Genomic DNA, 22,225 nt, shown 5'->3' with positions numbered 1-22,225 from the left:
TTGCCGAACGGGATTTCTTGTGAACAGGGGCTTTCGTCGGAACGCCTTACGGGTCCTGAGAGCCTGCTTAGCGGAGAGACTAGAAAAATGGCAAAAGTAATCGGTATCGATCTCGGCACCACCAACTCCTGCATCGCCATCATGGACGGCAAGGAGCCGAAGGTGATCGAGAATGCGGAAGGCGCGCGCACGACGCCTTCCATCGTCGCCATCTCGGGCGACGGCGAACGTCTCGTCGGCCAGCCGGCCAAGCGCCAGGCGGTCACCAATCCTGAAAACACCATCTTCGCGGTCAAGCGCCTGATCGGCCGCCGCTATGACGATCCGGTGACGGAAAAGGACAAGAAGCTTGTCCCCTACAAGATCGTCAAGGGCGACAATGGCGATGCCTGGGTCGAGGCCGGCGGCAAGAAGCAGTCGCCCAGCCAGATCTCGGCCATGATCCTGCAGAAGATGAAGGAAACGGCGGAAGCCTATCTCGGCGAGAAGGTCGAGAAGGCGGTCATCACCGTTCCCGCCTATTTCAATGACGCCCAGCGCCAGGCGACCAAGGACGCCGGCAAGATCGCCGGCCTCGAAGTGCTGCGCATCATCAACGAGCCGACCGCGGCTGCCCTCGCCTACGGCCTCGACAAGAAGGACGGCAAGACCATCGCCGTCTATGACCTTGGCGGCGGCACGTTCGACATTTCGGTGCTCGAGATCGGTGACGGCGTGTTCGAGGTGAAGTCGACCAATGGCGACACCTTCCTCGGCGGCGAGGATTTCGACATGCGCCTGGTCGAATATCTGGCGGCCGAGTTCAAGAAGGAACAGGGCATCGACCTGAAGAACGACAAGCTTGCCTTGCAGCGCCTCAAGGAGGCTGCCGAGAAGGCCAAGATCGAGCTGTCGTCGACGACGCAGACCGAGATCAACCTGCCCTTCATCACCGCCGACGCCACCGGGCCCAAGCACCTGACGCTGAAGCTGACGCGCGCCAAGTTCGAAAGCCTGGTCGAAGACCTCGTCCAGCGCACCATCGATCCGTGCAAGGCGGCGCTCAAGGATGCCGGCCTGAAGGCTGGCGAGATCGACGAAGTGGTGCTGGTCGGCGGCATGACCCGCATGCCCAAGATCCAGGAGATCGTGAAGCAGTTCTTCGGCAAGGAGCCGCACAAGGGCGTCAACCCCGATGAGGTCGTCGCACTCGGCGCCGCCATCCAGGCCGGCGTGCTGCAGGGCGATGTCAAGGACGTGCTGCTGCTCGACGTGACCCCGCTGTCGCTCGGCATCGAGACGCTGGGCGGCGTGTTCACCCGGCTGATCGAGCGCAACACGACGATCCCGACGAAGAAGAGCCAGGTGTTCTCGACGGCTGAGGATTCGCAGTCGGCCGTGACCATCCGGGTCTTCCAGGGCGAGCGCGAAATGGCCGCCGACAACAAGGCGCTCGGCCAGTTCGACCTGGTCGGCATTCCGCCGGCCCCGCGCGGCGTGCCGCAGATCGAGGTCACCTTCGACATCGACGCCAACGGCATCGTCAATGTTTCGGCCAAGGACAAGGGCACCGGCAAGGAGCACCAGATCCGCATCCAGGCCTCGGGTGGCCTTTCGGACGCCGACATCGAGAAGATGGTGAAGGATGCCGAAGCCAATGCCGACGCCGACAAGAAGCGGCGCGCGCTGGTCGAGGCCCGCAACCAGGCCGAGGCGCTGGTGCATTCCTCGGAGAAGTCGCTGAAGGAATATGGCGACAAGGTCTCGGAAGCCGACCGCACGGCGATATCGGACGCGATCGCGGCGCTGAAGACCGCTACCGAGGGTGACGACGCAGCGGAAATCGAAGCCAAGAGCCAAGCGCTCGCGGAGGCTTCGATGAAGCTCGGCCAGGCCATGTACGAGGCCTCGCAGAAGGAAGCGGCGGAAGCCGATGCCAAGGCGGACGCCGCCAAGGACTCGGATGTGGTCGATGCCGATTTCGAGGAAATCGACGAGGACGACGACAAGAAGAAGTCGGCCTGAACCGGCTGACGGCAAGATAAAGCGGAAAGCCCGGCGCAAAGCCGGGCTTTTTTGCAACCCTGGCAGAAAAAGTGCGGAAAAAATCGTCGAAAAGCACGAACAGCTCCGCACCGGCCCTAGCATCCGGGCTGCGCCGATCCTAAATCGTGGCAACGTGCCGGCAAACGACGCAACACTGCATGAAGACGTTGAGCATCCGGACAGCGGGAAAAAATGAAAGCTGATTTCTACGAAACGCTGGGCGTGCACAAGGGTGCCGACGACAAGGAACTGAAGAGCGCTTTCCGCAAGCTCGCCATGCAGTTCCACCCCGACCGCAATCCGGGCGACCATGCCTGCGAGCACAAGTTCAAGGAAATCAACGAAGCCTACGAGACGCTGAAGGATCCGCAGAAGCGCGCGGCCTATGACCGTTTCGGTCACGCGGCCTTCGAGCAGGGCGGCATGAACGGCGGCGCACACGGCTTCGGCGCCGGCGGCTTCGCCGACATTTTCGAGGACATTTTCGGCGACATGATGGGTGGCCGCCAGCGCCGCTCTTCCGGCGGCCGCGAGCGCGGCGCCGACCTGCGCTACAACATGGAAATCTCACTGGAAGAGGCGTTTGCCGGCAAGACCGCGCAGATCCGCGTGCCGGCCTCGATCTCCTGTTCGGAATGTTCGGGAACCGGCGCCAAGCCCGGAACCCAGCCGGTCACGTGCTCGATGTGCAACGGCCACGGCAAGGTGCGCGCCACGCAAGGCTTCTTCTCCATCGAGCGCACCTGCCCGCAATGCCAGGGCCGCGGCCAGACGATCAAAGATCCGTGCCCGAAATGCGCCGGCCAGGGCCGCGTCACCGAGGAGCGGTCGCTGTCGGTCAACATCCCAGCCGGCATCGAGGACGGCACCCGCATCCGGCTTGCCAATGAGGGCGAAGCCGGCTTGCGCGGCGGGCCGTCGGGCGACCTCTACATCTTCCTCGCAGTCAAGCCGCACGAATTCTTCCAGCGCGACGGCGCCGACCTCTACTGCAAGGTGCCGATCTCGATGACGACTGCCGCCCTTGGCGGCTCGTTCGAGGTGACGACGCTGGACGGAACGCAGACCAAGGTGAAGGTGCCGGAGGGCACCCAGAACGGCCGCCAGTTCCGCCTCAAGGGCAAGGGCATGCCGGTGCTGCGCCAGCCCAATGTCGGCGACCTCTACATCCAGACGGCGGTCGAGACGCCGCAGAACCTGTCGCGCCGCCAACGCGAGCTGCTGGAGGAATTCGAACAGCTCTCCTCACAGGACAATTCCCCCCAGTCGAGCGGCTTTTTCGCCCGCATGAAGGACTTTTTCGAGTCGTTCGGCGAGCGTTGATCGACGGCCTGTGCGCGTGTGGCTTGCCTTGCCGGTGTCGGCGCTGCGCCTCACCTGCCGGGCGGCCGACACGCGCCGTGAAAACCGCAGTAGGCGCGCATTTTTAGACGCGACGAAAACTATCTTATCCACGACATAGGCATGACCCTGCCTTGCCTTGGGCGGCTTAGGTGTTAAGTAGCTCTCAGGGGAGCGCTGAGGAGAGCTTGCATGACACGTGGTCCGGGACTGCGGAAGGCGCTTGCCGAAAAGTTCGATGACGAGCTGAAGTTCTTCAAGGGCTGGATCGACAAGCCGAAGACGGTCGGCTCGATCGTGCCGACCAGCTCCATCACCGCCCGCAAGATGGCTTCGATCGTCGACCCGAAGTCCGGTCTGCCGGTGCTCGAGGTCGGGCCCGGCACCGGCGTCATCACCCGCGCCATCCTGGCCCAGGGCGTGAGGCCTGAAAACCTTTACGCGGTCGAATATTCCACCGACTTCGTGCGCCATCTGCGCCGGCTCTACCCCGGCGTCAACGTCATTGAGGGCGACGCCTTCAATCTCAACGCCACGCTTGGCGACAAGAGCGGGATGATGTTCGATTCGGTGGTCTCGGGCGTGCCGCTGCTCAACTTCCCGGTCGCCCAGCGCATCGCCTATATCGAAAGCCTGCTCGACCGCATTCCGGCCGGCCGCCCGATCGTGCAGCTGACCTACGGCCCGATGTCGCCGATCCCGCCCGGCCGCGGCGACTACACGGTCAAGCATTTCGACTTCATCATCCGCAACATCCCGCCGACGCAGCTGTGGATCTACCGGCGCGAGGCGCATTAGGGATTGCGAAGCCGACCGCGAATGTCTTCGAAAGTCGTCATCCTGCGGCTTGTCCCGAGGATCTGCCGCATAGCGGTATCAGATGCGGTGGGCATTGGGACGAAAATGTCTGACTTGGATGCGTTGGCAGATCCTCGGGGCAAGCCCGAGGATGACGCTTTGTCTGATCTGCATTGATTTGAGCGGGCTCTGGCTGTACCTGTCCGGGAACAAGGTTGGCCAATGGCAGTGATCCCAAAAATCCTCGTCTTTGCCGGCTCGGTCCGGGCCGGGGCCTTCAGTGGCAGGACCGCCGACGTGGCGCAGAAGGAACTTGCGGTGCAAGGCGCCGAGGTCACTCGCATCTCGCTTGGCGACTATCCCTTGCCGATCATGGATGAGGATCTGGAGAAGGAAAAAGGCGTTCCCGAAAACGCCCTGAAACTTGCCCGGATGATCATTGCCCATGACGGGCTGCTGATCGCCACGCCCGAGTATAACGGCTCCATTCCGCCGCTGCTCAAGAACACGATCGACTGGGTGAGCCGGGTGCGCAGGGATGGCGGCCGTGCGGTGAGGCCGTTTGCCGGCAAGGTCGCCGGCCTTAGTTCGTCTTCCAGCGGACACTTCGCCGGGATACGCTGCATCAATCATCTGCGCGCCGTGCTGGTGCGTTGCCAGATGGAGGTGGTGACGCCGGAATGCTCGGTGCCGGAAGGCGGCAACGCCTTCGACGAGGACGGGCGTTTCAAGGACGAACGACTGCACCGAACCATGGAGCACCTATGCCGCACGCTGATCGAAACCTCGCGCATGCTGTCGACCCGGGTCGAGCCGTGATCGCCAACGCCATGCAGACCGACACAATGCGCGAAAGGCTGATCGTCGGCCTCGACGTGCCGAGCTTGAAAGAGGCCGAGAAGGCGGTACGCGAACTCGATGGCGTCGTCTCCTTCTACAAGATCGGCTACCAGCTCGCCTTCGCCGGCGGGCTCGATTTCGCCAGGGAGCTCGCCAGCGCGGGCAAGAAGATCTTTCTCGACATGAAGCTGCTCGACATCGACAACACTGTGGCCAAGGGGGTCGAGAACATCGTCAAGATGGGCATGACCATGCTGACGCTGCATGCCTACCCGAAGACCATGCGGGCGGCGGTCGAGGCGGCGAGAGGCAGCGAGCTTTGCCTGCTTGCCGTCACCGTGCTGACCTCGATGGACGAACAGGACGTGATCGACGCGGGCTACGAATACGACCCGCACACGCTGGTGCTGCGGCGCGCGGAACAGGCGCTGCATGCCGGCATGGGCGGCATCGTCTGCTCGGCCGCGGAAACAGAGGCGGTGCGCCGCATCGTCGGGCCCGACATGGCGGTGGTAACGCCAGGCATACGCCCCGCCGGCAGCGACCATGGCGACCAGAAGCGCGTGATGACGCCGGCGGATGCCATCCGCAGCGGCTCCAGCCATCTGGTCGTCGGGCGCCCGATCGTCGCCGCGGCGGACAGACGCGCGGCGGCTGAAGCCATCCTCGACGAAATGCGCTCGGCATAATTTCCAACGAACGGCTTCGGAGAAGAAGGATGCCCAAGGGATACTGGATCGCCCGCGTCGATGTGCGCGACGCGGAAGGCTACAAGGATTATGTCGCCGCCGCCAAGCCGGCCTTCGAGCGCTTCGGCGCGAAATTCCTGGCGCGCGGCGGCGAGCATGAGAAGGCAGAAGGGGCCGGCCGCGCGCGCAACGTCGTCATCGAGTTCGAGACGCTTGCCGCCGCGCATGACTGCTACCATTCACCTGAATACCAGCGCGCCGCCGCCATTCGCCAGAAGGTCGCCGACGGCGAGATCGTGCTGGTCGAGGGCGTCTGAGGCTATCCCGGCCGGCATCAGTGCCGGCCGCGGCCTTTGCACGAGTCCTGAGGTTCACATCCCGCAGCCTGGCCCAGCAGGCGGCGCCCCGACCGGTTGTCTTTGAGCGACAACCGGCACAGTCGTTCGACAACGGCCACGACATGGCTGACGCATAATCCCTTTAGCAATCGCGTCCGAACAGCCCTTACACGGGGGTAATTTTGATGCCGGCCGATCGCGGGTTGACATGCAGGTATTTACCTGCATATTATGGCTTCACATCAGAGTGAACCCGATGGACGCGGACAAGGTTTTCAAGGCGCTGGGCGACCCGACACGCAGAAGGCTGCTTGATCTTCTGTGCGAGAAGAACGGGCAGACGCTGGGCCAGCTTTGCGAACATCTCGATATGGCCAGGCAATCCGCCACCCAACACATCGACCTGCTGGAGGCGGCCAATCTGGTGAGCACGGTCAAACGCGGCCGCGAGAAGCTGCATTTCATCAATCCCGTGCCGCTGCACGAGGTCTACGAGCGCTGGGTGCGCAAATTCGAACGCCAGCGGCTCAGCCTGCTGCATGACCTGAAACAGGAACTCGAAGGAGAAGACAAATGACCGCAGAGACGACCAGCTTTGTCTACGTGACCTACATCCGCTCGACGCCGCAAAAAGTGTTCGAGGCCATAACCAGGCCCGACATCGCACGGCGTTACTGGGGCCATGAGAACGTCTCGGACTGGAAGGCGGGATCGAAATGGGAACATATCCGCGCCAATGACGAGCGCACCGTCGAACTGGTCGGCAAGGTCGTCGAGATCTCGCCGCCGACCCGTCTCGTGATGACCTGGGCAAACGCTTCGCAGGCCGACGATGCGTCGAAACACAGCCGGGTGACGTTCGCCATCGAGGAATACGACACGATGGTGCGGCTGACCGTCAGCCATGACGAACTCGAAGCCGGCAGCGGCATGGCGAAGGGCGTCAGCCAGGGATGGCCGGCGGTGCTGTCCAGCATGAAATCCTTCCTGGAGACCGGCAGCGGCATCGATATTTTCGCCAAGCCGAAATCGGCTTGACCAGCAAATCCGACTGCGGGAAAACGACAATGACCAAACACTATAGCGGCGGATGCGCATGCGGTGCGATCCGCTATGAAACGAGCAGCGAGCCCATCTTCGAAAACCACTGCCAATGCCACGAATGCCAGAAGCGAAGCGGCACGGGCCACAGCTCCTACCTGACTTTCCCCCGGCGAGCCGATGTGATCATCACGGGCGAAGCGAGCACCTGGCGGGTGGCGGGCGACAGCGGCAACGAGAAGATCCATGCCTTCTGCCCGACCTGTGGAACACCGGTCTACCTGACGCAGGTCGCAATGCCGGAATTAATAGCGGTCCACGCGACCAGCCTTGACGATCCCGGCCAGTTCAATCCGCAGGTGGTCACATATGCCATCCGCGGCCGTGCCTGGGACAGGATAGATCCTTCCTTGCAGACATTCGAGCGAATGCCGCAGGGATAGCGTACGGCAGGCAATCTTGCCGCGCTTTAACGGGTCATCCGGTTCGCGGCGGTTTCGGCCATGGCGTCGGCAAGCCCCAAGCCCCATTGAGACCGGCAATAGGCGCGGAAATCGAAGCAAGGCAGGCCGGGGCAGACCTCGAACTCGATGAGGTGAACCGTGTCGTCGGGCTCGATCCGGAGATCGATGGAAAACACGTCGCGCAGGCCGATCCCGCTCATCAGCCGCTCGGCGATGGCGCGGACTTTTGCATCGGCGACCGGCTGGCTTTCGGCGACCGGAAGCAGAAGCGGCTCGGCGTAGTTGCCCGCCGCCTTCGCCGCCTCGCCGGTCTCGCCGTAAAGCGCCAGGCTGTCTTCCATGGTCTGGAAATCGCCGCCGGACTCGACGAAGGCGACGCCGAGCGCTTCGACGCCGGCGTCCGGCCTCAGGCCCAGGAAACTGGCGCGCGCGTTGCGGCCGCCGACATAGGGCTGGACGACGACGTCGTCGCGATAGGCGGTGAAAACACGCCGGCTAAGCTCCAGCGCGTGGTCGAGATCGCCGCAGCGCGAATCCGGCCAGATGCCGATCTTGGCGCCGAGCCGGTTCGGCTTGACGAACCAGCCGGCGGCGGAAACCGGCGGCTCGGCCAGCCATTGTCCGTTGCGCGCCAGGCCGGCCCGCGGCACAGGCAGGCCGAGCGCGCCGAGCACGGCGCCGGAGCGGAACTTGTCCTGGCAGAGCGCGAACAGCGAGTCCTCGGCGCCGATCGCCTTCAGGCCGTTCAGCCTGGCAAGCGCAGGCGCCGCGCCGCCCCGGAAATAGGCGATGCCGTCGGTCAGCGTCCAGACCAGCGTGGCGGCCGGATCGGCCTTGGCGAGCATATCGGCGGCATCGTCCAGCTCCACCGCCGCGAAGCCGAGATCGCGCCGTTTGAAGGCAGAAGCGAGCGCGTCGAACTCATGCGCGAGATCGGTCGATTGCGCCAGGTAAGAAGCGATTTCGGCGGCACGCTCCGGCGCGTGGCCATCGGCGAGGAGCCGCTCGAGGCAGGCCTTTTCCGGCTCATGGACGAGGATCAGCCTGGGGCTGGACATGATATGATTCCCAGTGATGCAATTCCACACCATCGCATGGCGAAGACGCCAGGCTTTCGCGAAACCGACGCGGGCCGGACGCCTGCGTGACAGCCGGCCGAATGATCCCGTCAGACGCGGTGCATCGGGGTACCGAGTCTCGCGTCAGGCCGAGCCGAAAAGGCCGGCATCACCTGAATATAGAGATGCCCTAGGCGATCAGCACGCGGGGCTCGAAGCGGCCATTGACCTCGATGTCGAGGAGGAAGGTCATGCCGGCCTGCGGGTCGAGATGGCGCTGCTTGTCGTCCTTGCCGTGCCATGCCGAGGTAACCGCCAGCCGGCTGGCGTTCTTGCCGACAAAGGCCGGGCAGGAAGGCTGCGTCACCGGCATGGCGATCGTGCGCACCAGCTTGCCGTCCGGGGCGTAGCCCTTAACCACCTTGCCGCCCCAGACGGCATTCCACAGGATGCCGTCGCGGTCGAGCACGGAGCCGTCGACGAAGCCCTTGGCCGACCGGTGATCAACGAACACTTTCGGCTCGCCCGCCGGCAGGCCGGTCGCCGGATCGCAAGCGACACGCATCAACAGGCCGGTCGAGGTGTCGGTGTAATAAGCGAGCGCGCCGTCCGCGGAAAAACAGATCGAGTTCGACACGGTGATGTCGGAGAACAGCTTGCGCAATTCGCCCTTGAAGAACCAGTAGATCGCGCCGGCGTCCTTCTCCTCGCTTTTGCCCATCGTGCCGGTCCAAAGGGCGCCGCAGGGATGGACGCGGGAATCGTTGGAACGGGTGACCGGATTGTCGGCCTCGACAGGCGTGTGCAGCGTCATCCTGCCGGTGGCGACGTCGCGGACAAAAAGCCCGGTTTCGGTGGCGATCAGCTGGCGTTTGTCGTCGATGATGGCGATAGCGCTGGCCATCCGGCCAAGCTCGTGCACCTGGGTCGCGCCGCCGGACAGGCGCTTTTCCAGGAGATGGCCCTTGACGATGTCGAACCAATAGAGCGTGTCGGTGGCGGGGTCGTAGCTCGGCCCCTCGCCGAGCTGGCAGACATGGTCGGAAAAAACCGAAACGATTGCTTCGCTCATCCTGCGTCTCCGCCGAACACCGCGTCCCAGGCCGTCACCGCCGCCTGGGCCCGCGCGGCCACGTCGTCGACGCTCATGCCCGGCTTGAACAGGCTGGAGCCGAGGCCGAAGACCGTCACGCCCACTGCCTTGTAGCCGGCAAAGTCCTTCTCCGAGACGCCGCCGACCGCGCCGATCAATGTCGAAGCCGGCAGCACCGCGCGGATGGCGGAAATGCCCGACGCGCCGAGCACGCTGGCCGGGAAGAATTTCAGCGCCGAGGCGCCGAGCCGGATCGCCAGGAAGGCCTCGGTGGGCGTGAACACGCCGGGCATGGTGACCATGCCGTATTGCAGCGCGCGTTCCATCACCTCGGCATCGATGTTGGGACTGACCAGCAGCCGGCCGCCGGCTTCGTGCAAGCCATCGACATCGGCCGGCGTCAGCACCGTGCCGGCGCCGACCAGCGCGGCCGGCGGCAGCGCCTTGAGGATGGCGGCGATGGACGCGAACGGATCGGGTGAATTGAGCGGCACCTCGATCGCCTCGATGCCGGCATCGAAGACCGCCTGGCCGATCGCCACCGCCTCGGCAGGCTTGAGGCCGCGCAGGATGGCGACCAGCCCGCGCTTGAGCTTCGGGAACGCAGCGGTCTGGTTCATCAGGCAACTCCGGTTCTGGCGATCATGCCGTTTTCGCGCGCCGCCTCGACCAGGCCGGCACGCACCGCCTCATCCGCGTCGACGGTCCGCACGCCAAGCCCGGCAAGGCCGAGCGCCTGCCGATAAAGCGCCGCAAGCGCGCCGGAGGCAATCAGCACCACCGATGTGGCGCCCGCGGCCTGGCGGCGCCTCGCCGAGGCGATCTCGCCGCCGATCAGCAGGCCCGACAGGCAGGCCGCGGCATCGTCGGCCTTCATGTCCTGGAGCAGACCGGCGGCGCGGATCGAGAACAGTTTTGCGGTGACGTCGCCACCTTCAGTCAACGCCGCACCACACCAGCGGCGGAAGAAAGGGTTCTGCGGGTCGACCGGCTTGGGATGCTCGCCGAGCGAATGGCGCAGGATCGAATGCGCGGCCAGCACCGAGAACAGCTCGCCGGTCGGCCAGGTGCCGAAACCGGCAACGGCGCCGTCCTCGACCAGAACCCATTTCGAATGGGTGCCCGGCATGCAGACGATTTCACGCCCCTTTGCCGGCAAACCGGCGCCGGCAAGCTGCGTCTCCTCGCCGCGCATGACGTCGGGCGCATCGGCCAGGCGTTGGGCAAGGCCCGGCACGATGCGAATGTCGCGGCTCTCCCCCGGGATGCGGGCCGCGCCGGCCAGGATGGCGCCGATCGGCGCCGGCACGGTGACATAGGGCGCTTCGAGCCAGCCCTGGCGCGAGCCTGCCATGCCGCAGATGATGACGGGCAGCGTTTCCGGCGCGCCCATGGCGGCGAGATGACCCTCGAGAACCCGGGAAAAGCCCTTCTCGCGCGCGGTGATCAGTCCGTCGTCGCCGCGACGCTCGGCAAGCACCTTGCCGCCGCCGTCGATCAGCCAGGCACGAAGCCGGGTCGTGCCCCAATCGAGCGCCGCGACCGCCGGCACATTGCCGACAAATCGGGGGCCGGCAACCCCGGGGCTGGCAACCCCGGGGCTGGCAACTCCGGGGCTCACAGGAAACCTCCGTCGACGATCAGCATTTGCGCGGTCAGCATGCGCGAGGCGTCCGAGGCCAGGAACAGCACGGTGCCGACCAAATCGTCCGGCCGCATGACGTCCTTGATGCACTGCTTGGCGACATGAGAGGCAAGCGCCTGCTCCGTCACCCAGCGTTCCTGCTGCCGTTCCGTGATGACCCAGCCGGGCGCGACGGCGTTGACGCGGATACGGTCGGGCCCGAGCTTGCCGGCCAAACCCTTGGTGAGGCCGAGTATGCCCGCCTTGGCGGCGGTGTAGGCCGGCATGTCGGGGTGGTTGATCAGGTAGGAGGTCGAGGTGAAATTGATGATCGAGCCGCCGCCGGCCCGCTTCATGCCCGGCGCCACCGCCTGCGCGGTGAAGAAATGCGGTCTGAGGTTGATCGCCTGGTTGTTGTCCCAAAACTCCACCGTCACGTCTTCGACGGCGTGGCGTTCGTCCCAGGCGGCATTGTTGACCAGCACGGTGACGTCGCCATGCGCTTCGGCCGCCTTCGCGGCAGACGCCCGGAGCGCTTCGATGTCGCGCAGATCGGACTTGAGGTAGAGCGGCCGGCGGCCGAGCTCTTTCTCGATGCGGTCGGCAAGCGCGGTGCTGGGCTTGTCGGCGATGTCGATGAAGGCGACCTTGGCGCCCTGGCGCATGAAACCCTCGGTCAATGCCGCGCCAATGCCGGAGCCGCCGCCGGTGATCAGCACCGAAGCGCCTTCGAGGTCGGCAAAACGTGCCGATGGCATCATGGTTTTCGTCTCCCGGGTTGACCGGCGCGCATCCTAGCCAGACCGATCCGGCGGGCAAGGGCGAAAAGACGGATTTTGAGGCTTATGTCTGACAAAAAGCCTGGAGACCACGCACAGGCACGGCCGGTCCTCGATCGAGGACCGGTCAATCGCCCGGTCAGATTGCCTTGGCGCGCAAGGCGCCGCGGAAGGAATCGCGGAGATAGCCGAGCGTGGCGTCGGCATCGGCCGGCTTGCCGAACAGATAGCCCTGCCCACCGGCGCAGCCGAACTGGACGAGGCGGTCGGCCTGCGCCTCTTCCTCGATGCCTTCGGCGACGACATCCATGCCGAGCCCTTCGCACATTGCGAGAATGGCGCGGATGATGTGCTCCGACGGGCGGTCATCGAGAATGGAGGAGACGAAGGCGCGGTCGATCTTCAACTTGTCGAAATGGAATTCGCGCAGCCGCCCGAGCGAGGACTGGCCGGTGCCGAAATCGTCGAGCGAGACGCGGATGCCGACGCGGCGCAGGTCCTCGACGATCTGCGCGGCCGAGGCCGGATCGTTCATCAGGCCGGTCTCGGTAATCTCGATCTCCAGCCGGCGCGGATCGAAGCCCGTACGGTCGAGGATCGCCAATATGTGCAGGCCGGTGTTCTGGTCGACGAGTTGCGAGGGCGACAGGTTGAAGGACAGGAACAGGTCCTTCGGCCAACTCCTCGCCGCCTCGGTCGCCTTGCGCAGCACTAGCTGCGACAGCGGGCCGATGATGCCGCGCTCCTCGGCGATCGGAATGAAGACGGTCGGCGGCACCGAGCCGAGATCGCGGTCGGTCCAGCGCGCCAGCGTCTCGAAGCCGATGGTGCGGCGCGTGGTGAGGTCGACGATCGGCTGGAAATGCGGCTCCACCTCGCCGGCCGAGACGGCGCGGCGCAGCGCCTGCTCGATGCGGGTGACGCGCTTGGCCGCCTCTTCCATTTCGCGGGTATAGACGACGACCCGGCCGCGGCCGGATCGCTTGGCATGGTAAAGCGCCGTTTCGGCCTTGTTGATGAGGATCTCGGTGGTCTCGTCGCCGGAATAGAACAGCGAACAGCCGACGGAGGCCGACAGCCTCGCCGTGCGTTCGCCGACATCATACGGGGCCGACAGGATTTCGATCAGCATGCGCGACTTTTCGGCGGCCGCCTCCTCGCTGAACACCAGCGGATAGAGGAAGGCGAATTCGTCGGCGCCGATGCGGCAGACGGTGGAATGGCCGTCCATCGAGGCGCGCAGGCGCATCGCCACCTGGATCAGGATGTCGTCGCCGGCCTTGTGGCCGAACAGATCGTTGATCGGCTTGAATCCATCAAGGTCGAGAATGCCGACGGTGAAGGGCGCGGGATCGTCGGCACGGTCGCTGATTAGGCGATCGACCTTGTCGAAGAAGCGGCGATGGTTGCCAAGCCCGGTCAACGGATCGGTGAATGCCAGATCCGTGCTCTCCCTGTTTGCCTGACCGGTGCCAAACGAAGTTTGCATCGGTGTCCCTGTTTCTCGAAGTCGGAATTTATTTCCGAGACTGGCAGCAAACCCTTTAGGAAACGTATCGGGAAAATCGATTTTTCGCCGCTAGAGCGCGTTGCCCTCCGCAAAGCCGCCCGGGCTCAAGGGCGCCGTCGCTCAGGCGGATTCTCAACCGGCGGTGCGAACGCGATAGAGCTCCAGCGGCGCGCCCTGGGTCTCCGCCACCGGTTCCAGCCAATCCGGCACGCTGCCATGCATCAGCCCGGCCAGAAAGCCGTCAGGCGCCTTGGTTGCGAGAAGCCTGGTTTCGGGATTGCCGCGGCAGAGCGCGACAATCCCGACGCGATGGTTTGCCACGACGGCTTTCGCGTCAGTGGCCGAGCCCAGCAAGGCATCGAATACGAGCAGGTTTCCGGCGACGTTGCGGTGGTAGGGCCCAGCGAGCGCGCGATGACCGGTAAAGGCCAGGATCGGCGAGCCGAGATTGGAGATGGCCAGCACCGTGGTGTCAGGCATGCGGGCGAGCGCGGCGAACGAGGCCTTGCTGTTGCAAGGTGCATCGATGCCGGCATTGGTGACGGCCGCACCGGTCTGGAAGGCGCTCGATGCCGCCTCGGCAGCGCTGGACCAAACCGCATTGACCGAGATCAGCCAGGCTGCGGCCATACGGAGCACGGAGCCACCGGACGGACTGTTTTCGGCGCGCTGCCGCCATTTGGCGATCCAGGCGCAAAGCGGGATCACCGCGAAGGCGATGGAGAAGGTCGAGCCGCGGACCTCCCAGGCGCTGACCAGGAAAGCCACCACCAGCAGCGCGCCGACGAGACTGTCCTGCCGCCGCCAGCCGCCCTTGCCGAGACGCAGCGCCATCAGGACGATCGCCACCAGCGGCGTCGCGAAGCGCGCCACCGCTCTGGCCGGATCGGCCGCGACGAGCTGGAATATCGACTGCGCTTCGTCGATATGACCGAGCCACATCTGCTGGAGGCGCGGGTCGAGGCCGGCATAGGGGGCAGCCAGGCATTGCGGGAACAGAAACATCACGACAAGGATAAGCACGAACGCCAGCAGGCCGAGCGAGACCAGGCGACGGCCGTACGTCGCATTGGCGGCGCCCCATGAGGCGATGACCGCAAGGCCGGCGCCGGCAAGCGCGGCAACCACGAAGTGCACGGTCGAGAAGGTGTCGCACTGCGTCTGCCCCCATGCCGACGCCGGTATGGTAGTGATGAAAACAAGGGCCGAGACGGCGGTGACGCCCAAGCCAAAATCCCTGGCGATCAGCCTTTCGCCGCCACCGCTGACGAGGAACAGCAGGGCGACGATGGCGCCCAGGGTTCCAGCATAGGGGGCGCTTTCCATGCCGATCGCCAATGCCAGGGTGGCGCACGCGCCGGCAAACAGGGCGGCGGTCCGGTGGCGAGGGGCTTCAAGCAGCAAAGCCAGGCCGGCCAAGGTCAGCATCAGCTGGACATTGTGGTGATCGAGCGCGCCGGGCGAGAAGATTCCGAGATAATACAAGGCCGCTCCGCCGACCACCGCGGCGGGCAGGACCGCGTGCTCGCCGGCGAAAGCGCGCGCGGCGCGCATGATGGAGAACAGCGCGAGCCAGAATTGCAGGAGAGGCCAAAGCACCTGCACGACCTGCTCGCCCAAAGCGGCACTGCCCGTCAGGGCCGACAGGGCAAGCATGCCGAGCGCCAGCGGGGCGTCGAGCAGCCGCGACCAGTGCATGACGAAGCCACCCTCCAGCCCCATCCTGTACTGGTGCAGGTCGAACCAGCCCTGGCCGGCCAGGAGGTCGCGAACCTCCACCAGTTGCAGCAGGCTGTCATTGTCGCCGGCCGGGTTGGCCAGTTGCGGGAATCCGGCATAGAGATCGAGCGCCAGCAGCAGCAAGGCGGCAAGCAACGCAAACGCTATGTCGGACTTCCAGGTGGAAGCGCCGTTGCTGGCTGTGCTCATCCCATCGCCCCTGGCAGGAATGCCGGGCTTTTTCGGCCAATCGACACTCGTAAAGTCGGCCTTAAACCTAGCCTTAACGGCTTCAATAAATAGTAAAACCGCCTGAACGCGCCTGACTTTCGGCGCGAACCGCGCGTGGCGGCGAGGCACCCGGAGAGGAAAATGCCGCAAGAGCTTCGCTACGAACCCGCCATCGCCGTGCTGCTGCCTTGCTACAACGAGGAATTGACGATCGCCGAGGTGGTGCGGCGCTTCCGCGAGACGCTGCCTTTGGCGACGGTCTATGTCTACGACAACAATTCGCGCGACCTGACCGCGCTCAGGGCCCGCGCCGCCGGCGCCATCGTGGTGCGCGAACCGCGCCAGGGCAAGGGCAATGTGGTGCGGCGCATGTTCGCCGACATCGACGCCGACATTTACCTGATGGCCGACGGCGACGGCACCTATGCGCCGGAAGACGCGCCGCAATTGATCAACACGCTTCTGACCGAGCGCTCCGACATGGCGGTGGGCACCCGGCGCGGCGTCACCGACGATGCCGGCAGGACCGGCCATGCCTTCGGCAACCGCGTCTTCAACAGCCTCTATAAAGGGCTGTTCGGCAGCGATTTCACCGACATCTTCTCGGGCTACCGCGTCTTCACCCGGCGCTTCGTCAAGAGCTTCCCGGCCGTCTCCGGCGGCTTCGAGATCGAGACCGAAATGTCGGTTCATGCTTCGCAGCTCAAATTGCCCGTCAGCGAGATCGCGCTCGATTACGGCAAGCGGCCGGACGGCTCGTCATCGAAGCTTTCGACCTTTCGCGACGGCGCCAGGATCCTGTGGATGTTCGCCATGCTGATGAAGGAAACGCAACCGCTACGTTTCTTCGGCGCCTTCGCCCTGGTCTTCCTGGTGTCGAGCCTGTTCCTGATGGCGCCTGTGCTGGTCGAATTCGCCGAGACCGGGCTGGTGCCGCGCATGCCGACATGGGTGCTGTCGGTCGGCCTGCTCTTGCTCTCGATGCTGGCTGGTGTGACTGGGGTGATCCTCGACTCGGTGTCGCGCGGCCGCGCCGAACAGAAGCGCATCTTCTACCTGTCGATGCCTTCGGGCCGCATAGAGCGGCGCGAGCGCGCCAACGAGCCGACTGCCGCGAAGGCCGGCCCAGGCAAGACGCCTCGCGCCGCATGAAGCGGTGAGCCGTCTCGTCCGCTTCGTCTTTGCCGGCGGCATCGGCTTCGTCGCCGACGCGGCCGCCCTCTGGTTGCTGCTTGCGGTCACGCCGCTCGGCCCTTTCAGCGCCCGCATGCTGTCCATCGGCTTTGCACTCTGTGTCACCTGGCAGACAAACCGGCATCTGACCTTCTCGCCGTCGAGCCGCGGCTTGGTGCGGGAAGGCGCGCGCTATGGCAGCGTCGGCATCGCCACCAGCATCGCCAACTATCTGGTCTACTGCGCCATCCTTGTCGTCCTGCCGACAACCCCGCCATTGGCCGCCCTTGCTTTCGCTTCGCTGGCCGCCATGGGGCTGTCCTTTCTCGGCTATTCCAGGCTGGTCTTCGACCGCTAGCGGCGTGGCCCGATTGGCAGAAGGCGCCGGGACCCCTATATCGCTCTCTCATCGACCGTGCTGGGGACCTGCCATGAAGCTGAAAATCGCCGTCCAGATGGACCACATCTCCACCGTGTCGATCGCCGGAGACACTTCGTTCGCGCTGTCGCTGGAGGCGCAGCGGCGCGGCCATCAGCTCTACCACTACACGCCCGACCGGCTGTCGCTGCGCGACGGCAAGGTGTTCGCCCGCATCGAGGAGATGCAGGTACGCGACGAGAAGGGCAGCCACTATTCGCTGGGGGAGAAGGTGCGCACCGACCTGTCGGAGATGGACGTGATCCTGCTGAGACAGGATCCGCCCTTCGACATGAACTACATCACCACCACGCACATACTGGAGCGCATCCACCCCAGGACGCTGGTGGTCAACGACCCGGCCTGGGTGCGCAACAGCCCGGAAAAGATCTTCGTCACCGAGTTTTCCGACCTGATGCCGGAAACGCTGATCACCAAGGATCCCCAGGAGGTCGCCGCCTTCCGCAAGGAATTCGGCGACATCATCGTCAAGCCGCTCTACGGCAATGGCGGCGCGGGTATCTTCCATCTGCTGGAGGCCGACCGCAACCTCGCCTCGCTGCTCGAAATGTTCGGCCAGTTGTTCCGTGAGCCCTACATCGTGCAGCGCTACCTGAAGGACGTGCGCAAGGGCGACAAGCGCATCATCCTGATCGACGGCGAACCGGTCGGGGCCATCAACCGGGTGCCGGCCGAGCACGATTCCCGCTCCAACATGCATGTCGGCGGCCGCGCCGAGAAGACCGAGCTGACCGAGCGCGAGCGCGAGATCTGCGCCCGCATCGGGCCGGCGTTGAGGGAACGCGGCTTCATCCTCGTCGGCATCGACGTCATCGGCGACTACATGACCGAGATCAACGTGACCTCGCCGACCGGCGTGCGCGAAGTCAAACGCTTCGGCGGCACCGACATCGCCAGCCTGTTCTGGGACGCGGTGGAGGCCAAGCGGAAATAGCCGTTTTCACTTTGTATTAACCATGTTCCGTTTTTGCAACCGGAGACAATCGCGCTGCAACTTCAGCGATTGCGCGTTCCTGTAATGTTCTTGATTTAGCCGAGGAATTGTGATTGTCTCCGGGCCAGGCCCTTCGCGGCCTGATTGCAAAAGGCTTGGGGCAAGCCCAGATCCGGGGGCAAAACATGGTGGCGCGGGTTCGCACGGTTGCTTTCCAGGGCATCGAGGCCGTTCCGGTCGACGTGCAGGTTATGATAGCGCCCGGCAAGGTCAACATGCACATCGTCGGCCTGGCCGACAAGGCGGTGGCCGAAAGCCGCGAACGGGTGCAGGCGGCACTCCATGCTTCCGGCCTGTCGATGCCGTCCAAGAAGGTCACTGTCAACCTAGCGCCCGCCGACCTGCCCAAGGAGGGCAGCCACTACGATTTGCCGATCGCGCTCGGCCTGATGGCGGCGCTTGGCGCCATTCCGGGCGACATGCTGGCCGGCTATGTCGTGCTTGGCGAACTATCGCTCGACGGCACTATCGCCGCCGTCGCCGGCGCCTTGCCGGCCGCGATTGGGGCCAATTCTGAAGGCAAGGGCCTGATCTGCCCCTTCGCCTGCGGCCCGGAAGCCGCCTGGGCCGGCAAGGACTTTGACATACTCGCGCCGCGCAGCCTGATTGCCATCGCCAATCATTTCCGCGGCACGCAGGTGCTGTCCCGGCCGGAGGCCGGCATCCATGCCGCGGCGCGCGACCTGCCCGATCTTGCCGATATCAAGGGCCAGGAAACCGCCAAACGAGCGCTGGAGGTGGCGGCGGCCGGTGGGCACAACCTGCTGATGGTCGGCCCGCCCGGATCGGGAAAATCGATGCTGGCGCAGCGGCTGCCGTCGATCCTACCGCCGCTGGCGCCGAAGGAATTGCTCGAAGTGTCGATGATCGCCTCCGTCGCCGGCGAGCTCGGCGAAGGCAAGCTGACCGACCGGCGGCCGTTCCGCGCGCCGCACCATTCGGCCTCGATGGCGGCGATGGTCGGCGGCGGCATCCGGGCGCGGCCGGGCGAAGTGTCGCTTGCGCACCACGGCGTGCTGTTCCTCGACGAATTTCCCGAATTCACGCCGCAGACGCTCGACGCGTTGCGCCAGCCATTGGAGACCGGCGACTGCATGATCGCGCGGGCCAATCACCGCGTCACCTATCCGGCGCGCATCCAGCTTGTGGCGGCGATGAACCCGTGCCGCTGCGGCATGGCCGGCGAGCCCGGCTATCGCTGCCTGCGCGGCGAACGCTGCCGCACCGATTACCAGGCGCGCATCTCGGGACCGCTGCTCGACCGCATCGATCTCAGGATCGAGGTGCCGGCGGTCTCGGCCAGCGACCTGATCCGGCCCGACCGGGCGGAGAAGAGCGCCGACGTGGCGCTGCGCGTGGCGCGTGCCCGCACCCTCCAGCGCGAGCGCTTCGAACGGCTCGGCGTCACCAGCGCCACCACAAACGCGCATTGCGCGCCGGCGGTCATCGAGGAGATCGCCATGCCCGACGCATCGGGCCTGTCGCTGCTCAAGGACGCCAGCGAAAAGCTCGGCTTCTCGGCGCGGGCCTATCACCGCGTGCTGAAGGTCGCGAGAACACTGGCCGACCTCGACGCCAGCGAGACCGTCGGCCGCATTCACTTGGCCGAAGCGATCTCCTACCGGATGAGTTCGGAGCGGGTGGCACAGGCGGCGTAGCGCGCTCTCGCTCGAGAGGAGGGGAACGGAACGCCGGCGGCTCCAAATCTCCGGTTCAGGCCGCTCCCTTCGCCTTCAGTTCCAGCCTCCGCGCGTGCAGCACCGGCTCGGTGTAGCCGTTGGGCTGGATGCGGCCCTTGAAGACGAGGTCGCAGGCGGCCTGGAAGGCGACGGAGGCGTCGAAATCGGCGCCCATCGGCCGGTAGAGCGGGTCGCCTTGGTTCTGCTGGTCGACGATATCAGCCATGCGCTTCATCGTTTCCATCACCTGGTCGGCCGTGCAGACGCCATGATGCAGCCAGTTGGCGATGTGTTGCGAGGAGATGCGCAGCGTGGCGCGGTCCTCCATCAGGCCGACATCGTTGATATCTGGCACTTTCGAGCAGCCGACGCCCTGGTCGATCCAGCGCACGACATAGCCCAGAATGCCTTGCGCATTGTTGTCGAGCTCCGCCTGGATGTCGGCCGGCGACCAGTTGGGCCGCACCGCGACCGGCACCGACAGGATGTCGTCGAGCTTGGCCTTCGGCCGGCTCTTCAGCGCCGCCTGGACGGCGTGGACATCGACCTTGTGATAATGGGTGGCGTGCAGCGTCGCCGCGGTCGGCGAAGGCACCCATGCGGTGTTGGCGCCGGCCTTGGGGTGGGCGATCTTCTCGGTGAGCATCGCCGCCATCAAATCGGGCATCGCCCACATGCCCTTGCCGATCTGGGCATGGCCGGCAAGCCCGCATTCTAGCCCAATGTCGACATTCCAAGCCTCGTAGGCGGAAATCCAGGCGGCCTGCTTCATGTCGCCCTTGCGGATCATCGGGCCGGCTTCCATCGAGGTGTGGATCTCGTCGCCGGTGCGGTCGAGGAAGCCTGTGTTGATGAACACGACGCGCTCCCTGGCGGCGCGGATCGCCTCCTTGAGGTTGACGGTGGTGCGCCGCTCCTCGTCCATGATGCCCATCTTGATGGTATTCTGGTCCATACCGAGCACGGCCTCGACGCGATCGAAAATCTCGACGGCGAAGGCGACTTCCTCGGGCCCATGCATCTTGGGTTTCACGACATACATCGAGCCGGCGCGGGAATTGGCGCGGCGGCCGTTCGGCCCGACATCGTGCAGCGCGATCAGCGCGGTCATCGCCGTGTCCATGATGCCTTCCGGCACCTCGTTGCCGTCGCGGTCCGTTATCGCCGGATTGGTCATGAGGTGGCCGACATTCCTGACCAGCATCAGCGAGCGGCCGGGCAGCGTCACCGTGCCACCATTGGGCGAGGTATAGGACCGATCGGGGTTGAGCTTGCGGACAAAGGTCCGGCCGCCCTTGGTGATCTCTTCGGCCAGGTCGCCCTTCATCAGGCCGAGCCAGTTGCGGTACACGACGACCTTGTCCTGCGCATCCACCGCCGCGACCGAATCCTCGCAGTCCTGGATGGTGGTCAGCGCCGATTCCAGGATGATGTCGGCGATGCCGGCCGGATCGGTGCGGCCGATCTGGTTGTCGCGGTCGATCAATATCTCGATATGCAGACCGTTGCTGACCAGCAGCACGGCTTGCGGGTTGGCGGCATCGCCGCGATAAGCGACGAACTGCCTGACATCGGCAAGCGTGGTCGAGCCGGCGCCGGCGCTGAGCCGCAGCGCGCCATTGGCCAGCGAAAGGCCGTTGACGCCGGCCCATTTGCCCGATGTGAGCGGCACCGACTGGTCGAGAAAGTCCTTGGCCCAGGCGACGACTTTCGCACCGCGCGCGGGGTTGAAGCCCTTGCCCTTCCCGGCGCCGTCCGTCTCGGGAATCGCGTCGGTGCCGTAAAGCGCATCATAGAGCGAGCCCCAGCGGGCATTGGCGGCGTTGAGCGCATAGCGCGCATTCATCACCGGCACCACAAGCTGCGGCCCGGCGACGACGGCGATCTCGGGATCGACCTTTTCGGTCGTCACCGAGAAGGACGGGCCTTCGGGGACGAGATAGCCGATCTCCTTCAGGAAGGTTTTGTAGGCTTCCATGTCGACCGGCGCGCCATTGGCGCGATACCAGTCATCGAGCTTTTCCTGGATAGCGTCGCGCTTTGCCAGCAGTGCCCGGTTCTTCGGCGCGAGGTCGTGGACGATGGCCGAAAAGCCGTTCCAGAATTTGTCCGGATCGATGCCGGTGCCCGGAGCGGCCTCGTTGACAACGAAGTCATGAAGTTCGCGGGCGATCCGCAATCCGGCGATTTCGACGCGATCGGTCATCAGGCTGCTCCAGATGAAAAGCTTTCGCGGGCCTTTGGCATGTTGGGAGTGCAGGGTCAATTCAGCTTAGGGTGAGGCAAGGCAGGTAGGCGCGGTTTTTAGGCTTGGTGCCAGCGGCGACGCTGCCAATCTCCCCCCAAGTGGGGGAGATGCCCGGCAGGGCAGAGGGGGGCGCGAAGGAATG

21 protein-coding genes are annotated in these 22,225 nt (G+C 65.0%); 13 read left to right on the top strand and 8 right to left on the bottom strand.

Features of this window, described 5'->3' with window-relative positions:
• Positions 1-87 precede the first annotated feature (87 nt).
• From dnaK to LB541_RS11150, 9 genes are all read left to right on the top strand, one after another.
• Entirely contained in the window at positions 88-2,004 is a 1,917-nt protein-coding gene (gene dnaK / locus LB541_RS11190) for a molecular chaperone DnaK (protein WP_140514198.1), read from the top strand.
• A 213-nt stretch (positions 2,005-2,217) separates the two neighbouring features.
• Positions 2,218-3,348, top strand: coding sequence for a molecular chaperone DnaJ (gene dnaJ / locus LB541_RS11185; protein ID WP_140491627.1), 1,131 nt, complete (start codon positions 2,218-2,220; stop codon positions 3,346-3,348).
• Positions 3,349-3,558: 210 nt separating this feature from the next.
• Complete coding sequence (gene pmtA / locus LB541_RS11180) at positions 3,559-4,164, top strand: phospholipid N-methyltransferase PmtA (protein ID WP_140625262.1); 606 nt, start codon at positions 3,559-3,561, stop codon at positions 4,162-4,164.
• Positions 4,165-4,386: 222 nt separating this feature from the next.
• Positions 4,387-4,983, top strand: a complete 597-nt coding sequence (locus tag LB541_RS11175) for an NADPH-dependent FMN reductase (protein WP_140582725.1) — start codon at positions 4,387-4,389, stop codon at positions 4,981-4,983.
• 11 nt (positions 4,984-4,994) lie between these two features.
• Complete coding sequence (gene pyrF, locus LB541_RS11170; RefSeq protein ID WP_140491636.1) at positions 4,995-5,693, top strand: orotidine-5'-phosphate decarboxylase; 699 nt, start codon at positions 4,995-4,997, stop codon at positions 5,691-5,693.
• 29 nt (positions 5,694-5,722) lie between these two features.
• Positions 5,723-6,010 (top strand): DUF1330 domain-containing protein, encoded by a 288-nt coding sequence (locus LB541_RS11165; protein WP_140491638.1) that lies wholly within the window; start codon positions 5,723-5,725, stop codon positions 6,008-6,010.
• 277 nt (positions 6,011-6,287) lie between these two features.
• On the top strand, positions 6,288-6,608 hold the full coding sequence (locus LB541_RS11160; protein ID WP_140491640.1) for an ArsR/SmtB family transcription factor: 321 nt from the start codon (positions 6,288-6,290) through the stop codon (positions 6,606-6,608).
• Positions 6,605-7,069: an SRPBCC family protein gene (locus tag LB541_RS11155; RefSeq protein WP_224618419.1), complete on the top strand. Its 465-nt coding sequence runs from the start codon at positions 6,605-6,607 to the stop codon at positions 7,067-7,069. Before LB541_RS11160 ends, LB541_RS11155 begins: the two co-directional genes overlap by 4 nt.
• A 29-nt stretch (positions 7,070-7,098) precedes the next feature.
• The gene (locus LB541_RS11150) at positions 7,099-7,515 is read left to right on the top strand and encodes a GFA family protein (protein ID WP_224618417.1); all 417 of its coding nucleotides are present in this window, start codon (positions 7,099-7,101) and stop codon (positions 7,513-7,515) included.
• Positions 7,516-7,541: 26 nt separating this feature from the next.
• On the opposite strand, the gene LB541_RS11145 is transcribed toward LB541_RS11150, so the two are convergent.
• From LB541_RS11145 to LB541_RS11115, 7 genes are all read right to left on the bottom strand, one after another.
• A complete protein-coding gene (locus LB541_RS11145; protein ID WP_224618416.1) occupies positions 7,542-8,594 on the bottom strand; it encodes a D-alanine:D-lactate ligase-like protein in 1,053 nt (350 codons plus the stop codon).
• Positions 8,595-8,784: 190 nt separating this feature from the next.
• The gene (locus LB541_RS11140; RefSeq protein ID WP_224618405.1) at positions 8,785-9,666 is read right to left on the bottom strand and encodes an SMP-30/gluconolactonase/LRE family protein; all 882 of its coding nucleotides are present in this window, start codon (positions 9,664-9,666) and stop codon (positions 8,785-8,787) included.
• Positions 9,663-10,307, bottom strand: a complete 645-nt coding sequence (locus tag LB541_RS11135; RefSeq protein ID WP_224618403.1) for a 2-dehydro-3-deoxy-6-phosphogalactonate aldolase — start codon at positions 10,305-10,307, stop codon at positions 9,663-9,665. Before LB541_RS11135 ends, LB541_RS11140 begins: the two co-directional genes overlap by 4 nt.
• The gene (locus LB541_RS11130; protein ID WP_224618548.1) at positions 10,307-11,239 is read right to left on the bottom strand and encodes a 2-dehydro-3-deoxygalactonokinase; all 933 of its coding nucleotides are present in this window, start codon (positions 11,237-11,239) and stop codon (positions 10,307-10,309) included. The genes LB541_RS11135 and LB541_RS11130 overlap by 1 nt, the downstream gene beginning before the upstream one ends.
• Positions 11,240-11,304: 65 nt before the next feature.
• The gene (locus LB541_RS11125; protein WP_140491653.1) at positions 11,305-12,072 is read right to left on the bottom strand and encodes an SDR family NAD(P)-dependent oxidoreductase; all 768 of its coding nucleotides are present in this window, start codon (positions 12,070-12,072) and stop codon (positions 11,305-11,307) included.
• 157 nt (positions 12,073-12,229) lie between these two features.
• A complete protein-coding gene (locus tag LB541_RS11120; RefSeq protein ID WP_140491655.1) occupies positions 12,230-13,579 on the bottom strand; it encodes a putative bifunctional diguanylate cyclase/phosphodiesterase in 1,350 nt (449 codons plus the stop codon).
• A gap of 153 nt (positions 13,580-13,732) precedes the next feature.
• Positions 13,733-15,529 (bottom strand): GtrA family protein, encoded by a 1,797-nt coding sequence (locus LB541_RS11115; RefSeq protein WP_140582715.1) that lies wholly within the window; start codon positions 15,527-15,529, stop codon positions 13,733-13,735.
• A gap of 162 nt (positions 15,530-15,691) precedes the next feature.
• Between LB541_RS11115 and LB541_RS11110 the strand changes: the two genes are divergently transcribed.
• The 4 genes from LB541_RS11110 (at position 15,692) to LB541_RS11095 (ending at position 19,814) form a co-directional block, all read left to right on the top strand.
• Complete coding sequence (locus LB541_RS11110) at positions 15,692-16,702, top strand: glycosyltransferase (RefSeq protein ID WP_140563762.1); 1,011 nt, start codon at positions 15,692-15,694, stop codon at positions 16,700-16,702.
• A 4-nt stretch (positions 16,703-16,706) separates the two neighbouring features.
• Entirely contained in the window at positions 16,707-17,081 is a 375-nt protein-coding gene (locus tag LB541_RS11105) for a GtrA family protein (RefSeq protein WP_140563764.1), read from the top strand.
• A 73-nt stretch (positions 17,082-17,154) separates the two neighbouring features.
• Positions 17,155-18,096, top strand: coding sequence for a glutathione synthase (gene gshB, locus LB541_RS11100; RefSeq protein ID WP_224618401.1), 942 nt, complete (start codon positions 17,155-17,157; stop codon positions 18,094-18,096).
• 185 nt (positions 18,097-18,281) lie between these two features.
• Positions 18,282-19,814 (top strand): YifB family Mg chelatase-like AAA ATPase, encoded by a 1,533-nt coding sequence (locus LB541_RS11095; protein WP_140514180.1) that lies wholly within the window; start codon positions 18,282-18,284, stop codon positions 19,812-19,814.
• 55 nt (positions 19,815-19,869) lie between these two features.
• Here the strand turns inward: LB541_RS11095 and LB541_RS11090 are convergent, their stop codons facing one another.
• Positions 19,870-22,041: a malate synthase G gene (locus LB541_RS11090; protein WP_224618399.1), complete on the bottom strand. Its 2,172-nt coding sequence runs from the start codon at positions 22,039-22,041 to the stop codon at positions 19,870-19,872.
• Positions 22,042-22,225 lie beyond the last annotated feature (184 nt).

Source organism: Mesorhizobium sp. BR1-1-15, from assembly GCF_020165475.1.
GTDB lineage: Bacteria > Pseudomonadota > Alphaproteobacteria > Rhizobiales > Rhizobiaceae > Mesorhizobium.
Note: the sequence above shows the minus strand (reverse complement) of the source record. Positions and strands in the feature narration are given on the sequence as shown.

Bases quoted from the DNA above. Each gene is read 5' to 3' on its own strand.
- LB541_RS11120 (WP_140491655.1), bottom strand. From the start codon at position 13,579: ATGCAAACTTCGTTTGGCACCGGTCAGGCAAACAGGGAGAGCACGGAT.
- LB541_RS11140 (WP_224618405.1), bottom strand. From the start codon at position 9,666: ATGAGCGAAGCAATCGTTTCGGTTTTTTCCGACCATGTCTGCCAGCTC.
- LB541_RS11110 (WP_140563762.1), top strand. From the start codon at position 15,692: ATGCCGCAAGAGCTTCGCTACGAACCCGCCATCGCCGTGCTGCTGCCT.
- LB541_RS11095 (WP_140514180.1), top strand. From the start codon at position 18,282: ATGGTGGCGCGGGTTCGCACGGTTGCTTTCCAGGGCATCGAGGCCGTT.
- pmtA (WP_140625262.1), top strand. From the start codon at position 3,559: ATGACACGTGGTCCGGGACTGCGGAAGGCGCTTGCCGAAAAGTTCGAT.
- LB541_RS11165 (WP_140491638.1), top strand. From the start codon at position 5,723: ATGCCCAAGGGATACTGGATCGCCCGCGTCGATGTGCGCGACGCGGAA.
- LB541_RS11160 (WP_140491640.1), top strand. From the start codon at position 6,288: ATGGACGCGGACAAGGTTTTCAAGGCGCTGGGCGACCCGACACGCAGA.
- LB541_RS11145 (WP_224618416.1), bottom strand. From the start codon at position 8,594: ATGTCCAGCCCCAGGCTGATCCTCGTCCATGAGCCGGAAAAGGCCTGC.
- dnaK (WP_140514198.1), top strand. From the start codon at position 88: ATGGCAAAAGTAATCGGTATCGATCTCGGCACCACCAACTCCTGCATC.
- LB541_RS11175 (WP_140582725.1), top strand. From the start codon at position 4,387: ATGGCAGTGATCCCAAAAATCCTCGTCTTTGCCGGCTCGGTCCGGGCC.
- dnaJ (WP_140491627.1), top strand. From the start codon at position 2,218: ATGAAAGCTGATTTCTACGAAACGCTGGGCGTGCACAAGGGTGCCGAC.
- LB541_RS11090 (WP_224618399.1), bottom strand. From the start codon at position 22,041: ATGACCGATCGCGTCGAAATCGCCGGATTGCGGATCGCCCGCGAACTT.
- LB541_RS11125 (WP_140491653.1), bottom strand. From the start codon at position 12,072: ATGATGCCATCGGCACGTTTTGCCGACCTCGAAGGCGCTTCGGTGCTG.
- LB541_RS11135 (WP_224618403.1), bottom strand. From the start codon at position 10,307: ATGAACCAGACCGCTGCGTTCCCGAAGCTCAAGCGCGGGCTGGTCGCC.
- gshB (WP_224618401.1), top strand. From the start codon at position 17,155: ATGAAGCTGAAAATCGCCGTCCAGATGGACCACATCTCCACCGTGTCG.
- LB541_RS11115 (WP_140582715.1), bottom strand. From the start codon at position 15,529: ATGAGCACAGCCAGCAACGGCGCTTCCACCTGGAAGTCCGACATAGCG.
- pyrF (WP_140491636.1), top strand. From the start codon at position 4,995: ATGCAGACCGACACAATGCGCGAAAGGCTGATCGTCGGCCTCGACGTG.
- LB541_RS11155 (WP_224618419.1), top strand. From the start codon at position 6,605: ATGACCGCAGAGACGACCAGCTTTGTCTACGTGACCTACATCCGCTCG.
- LB541_RS11150 (WP_224618417.1), top strand. From the start codon at position 7,099: ATGACCAAACACTATAGCGGCGGATGCGCATGCGGTGCGATCCGCTAT.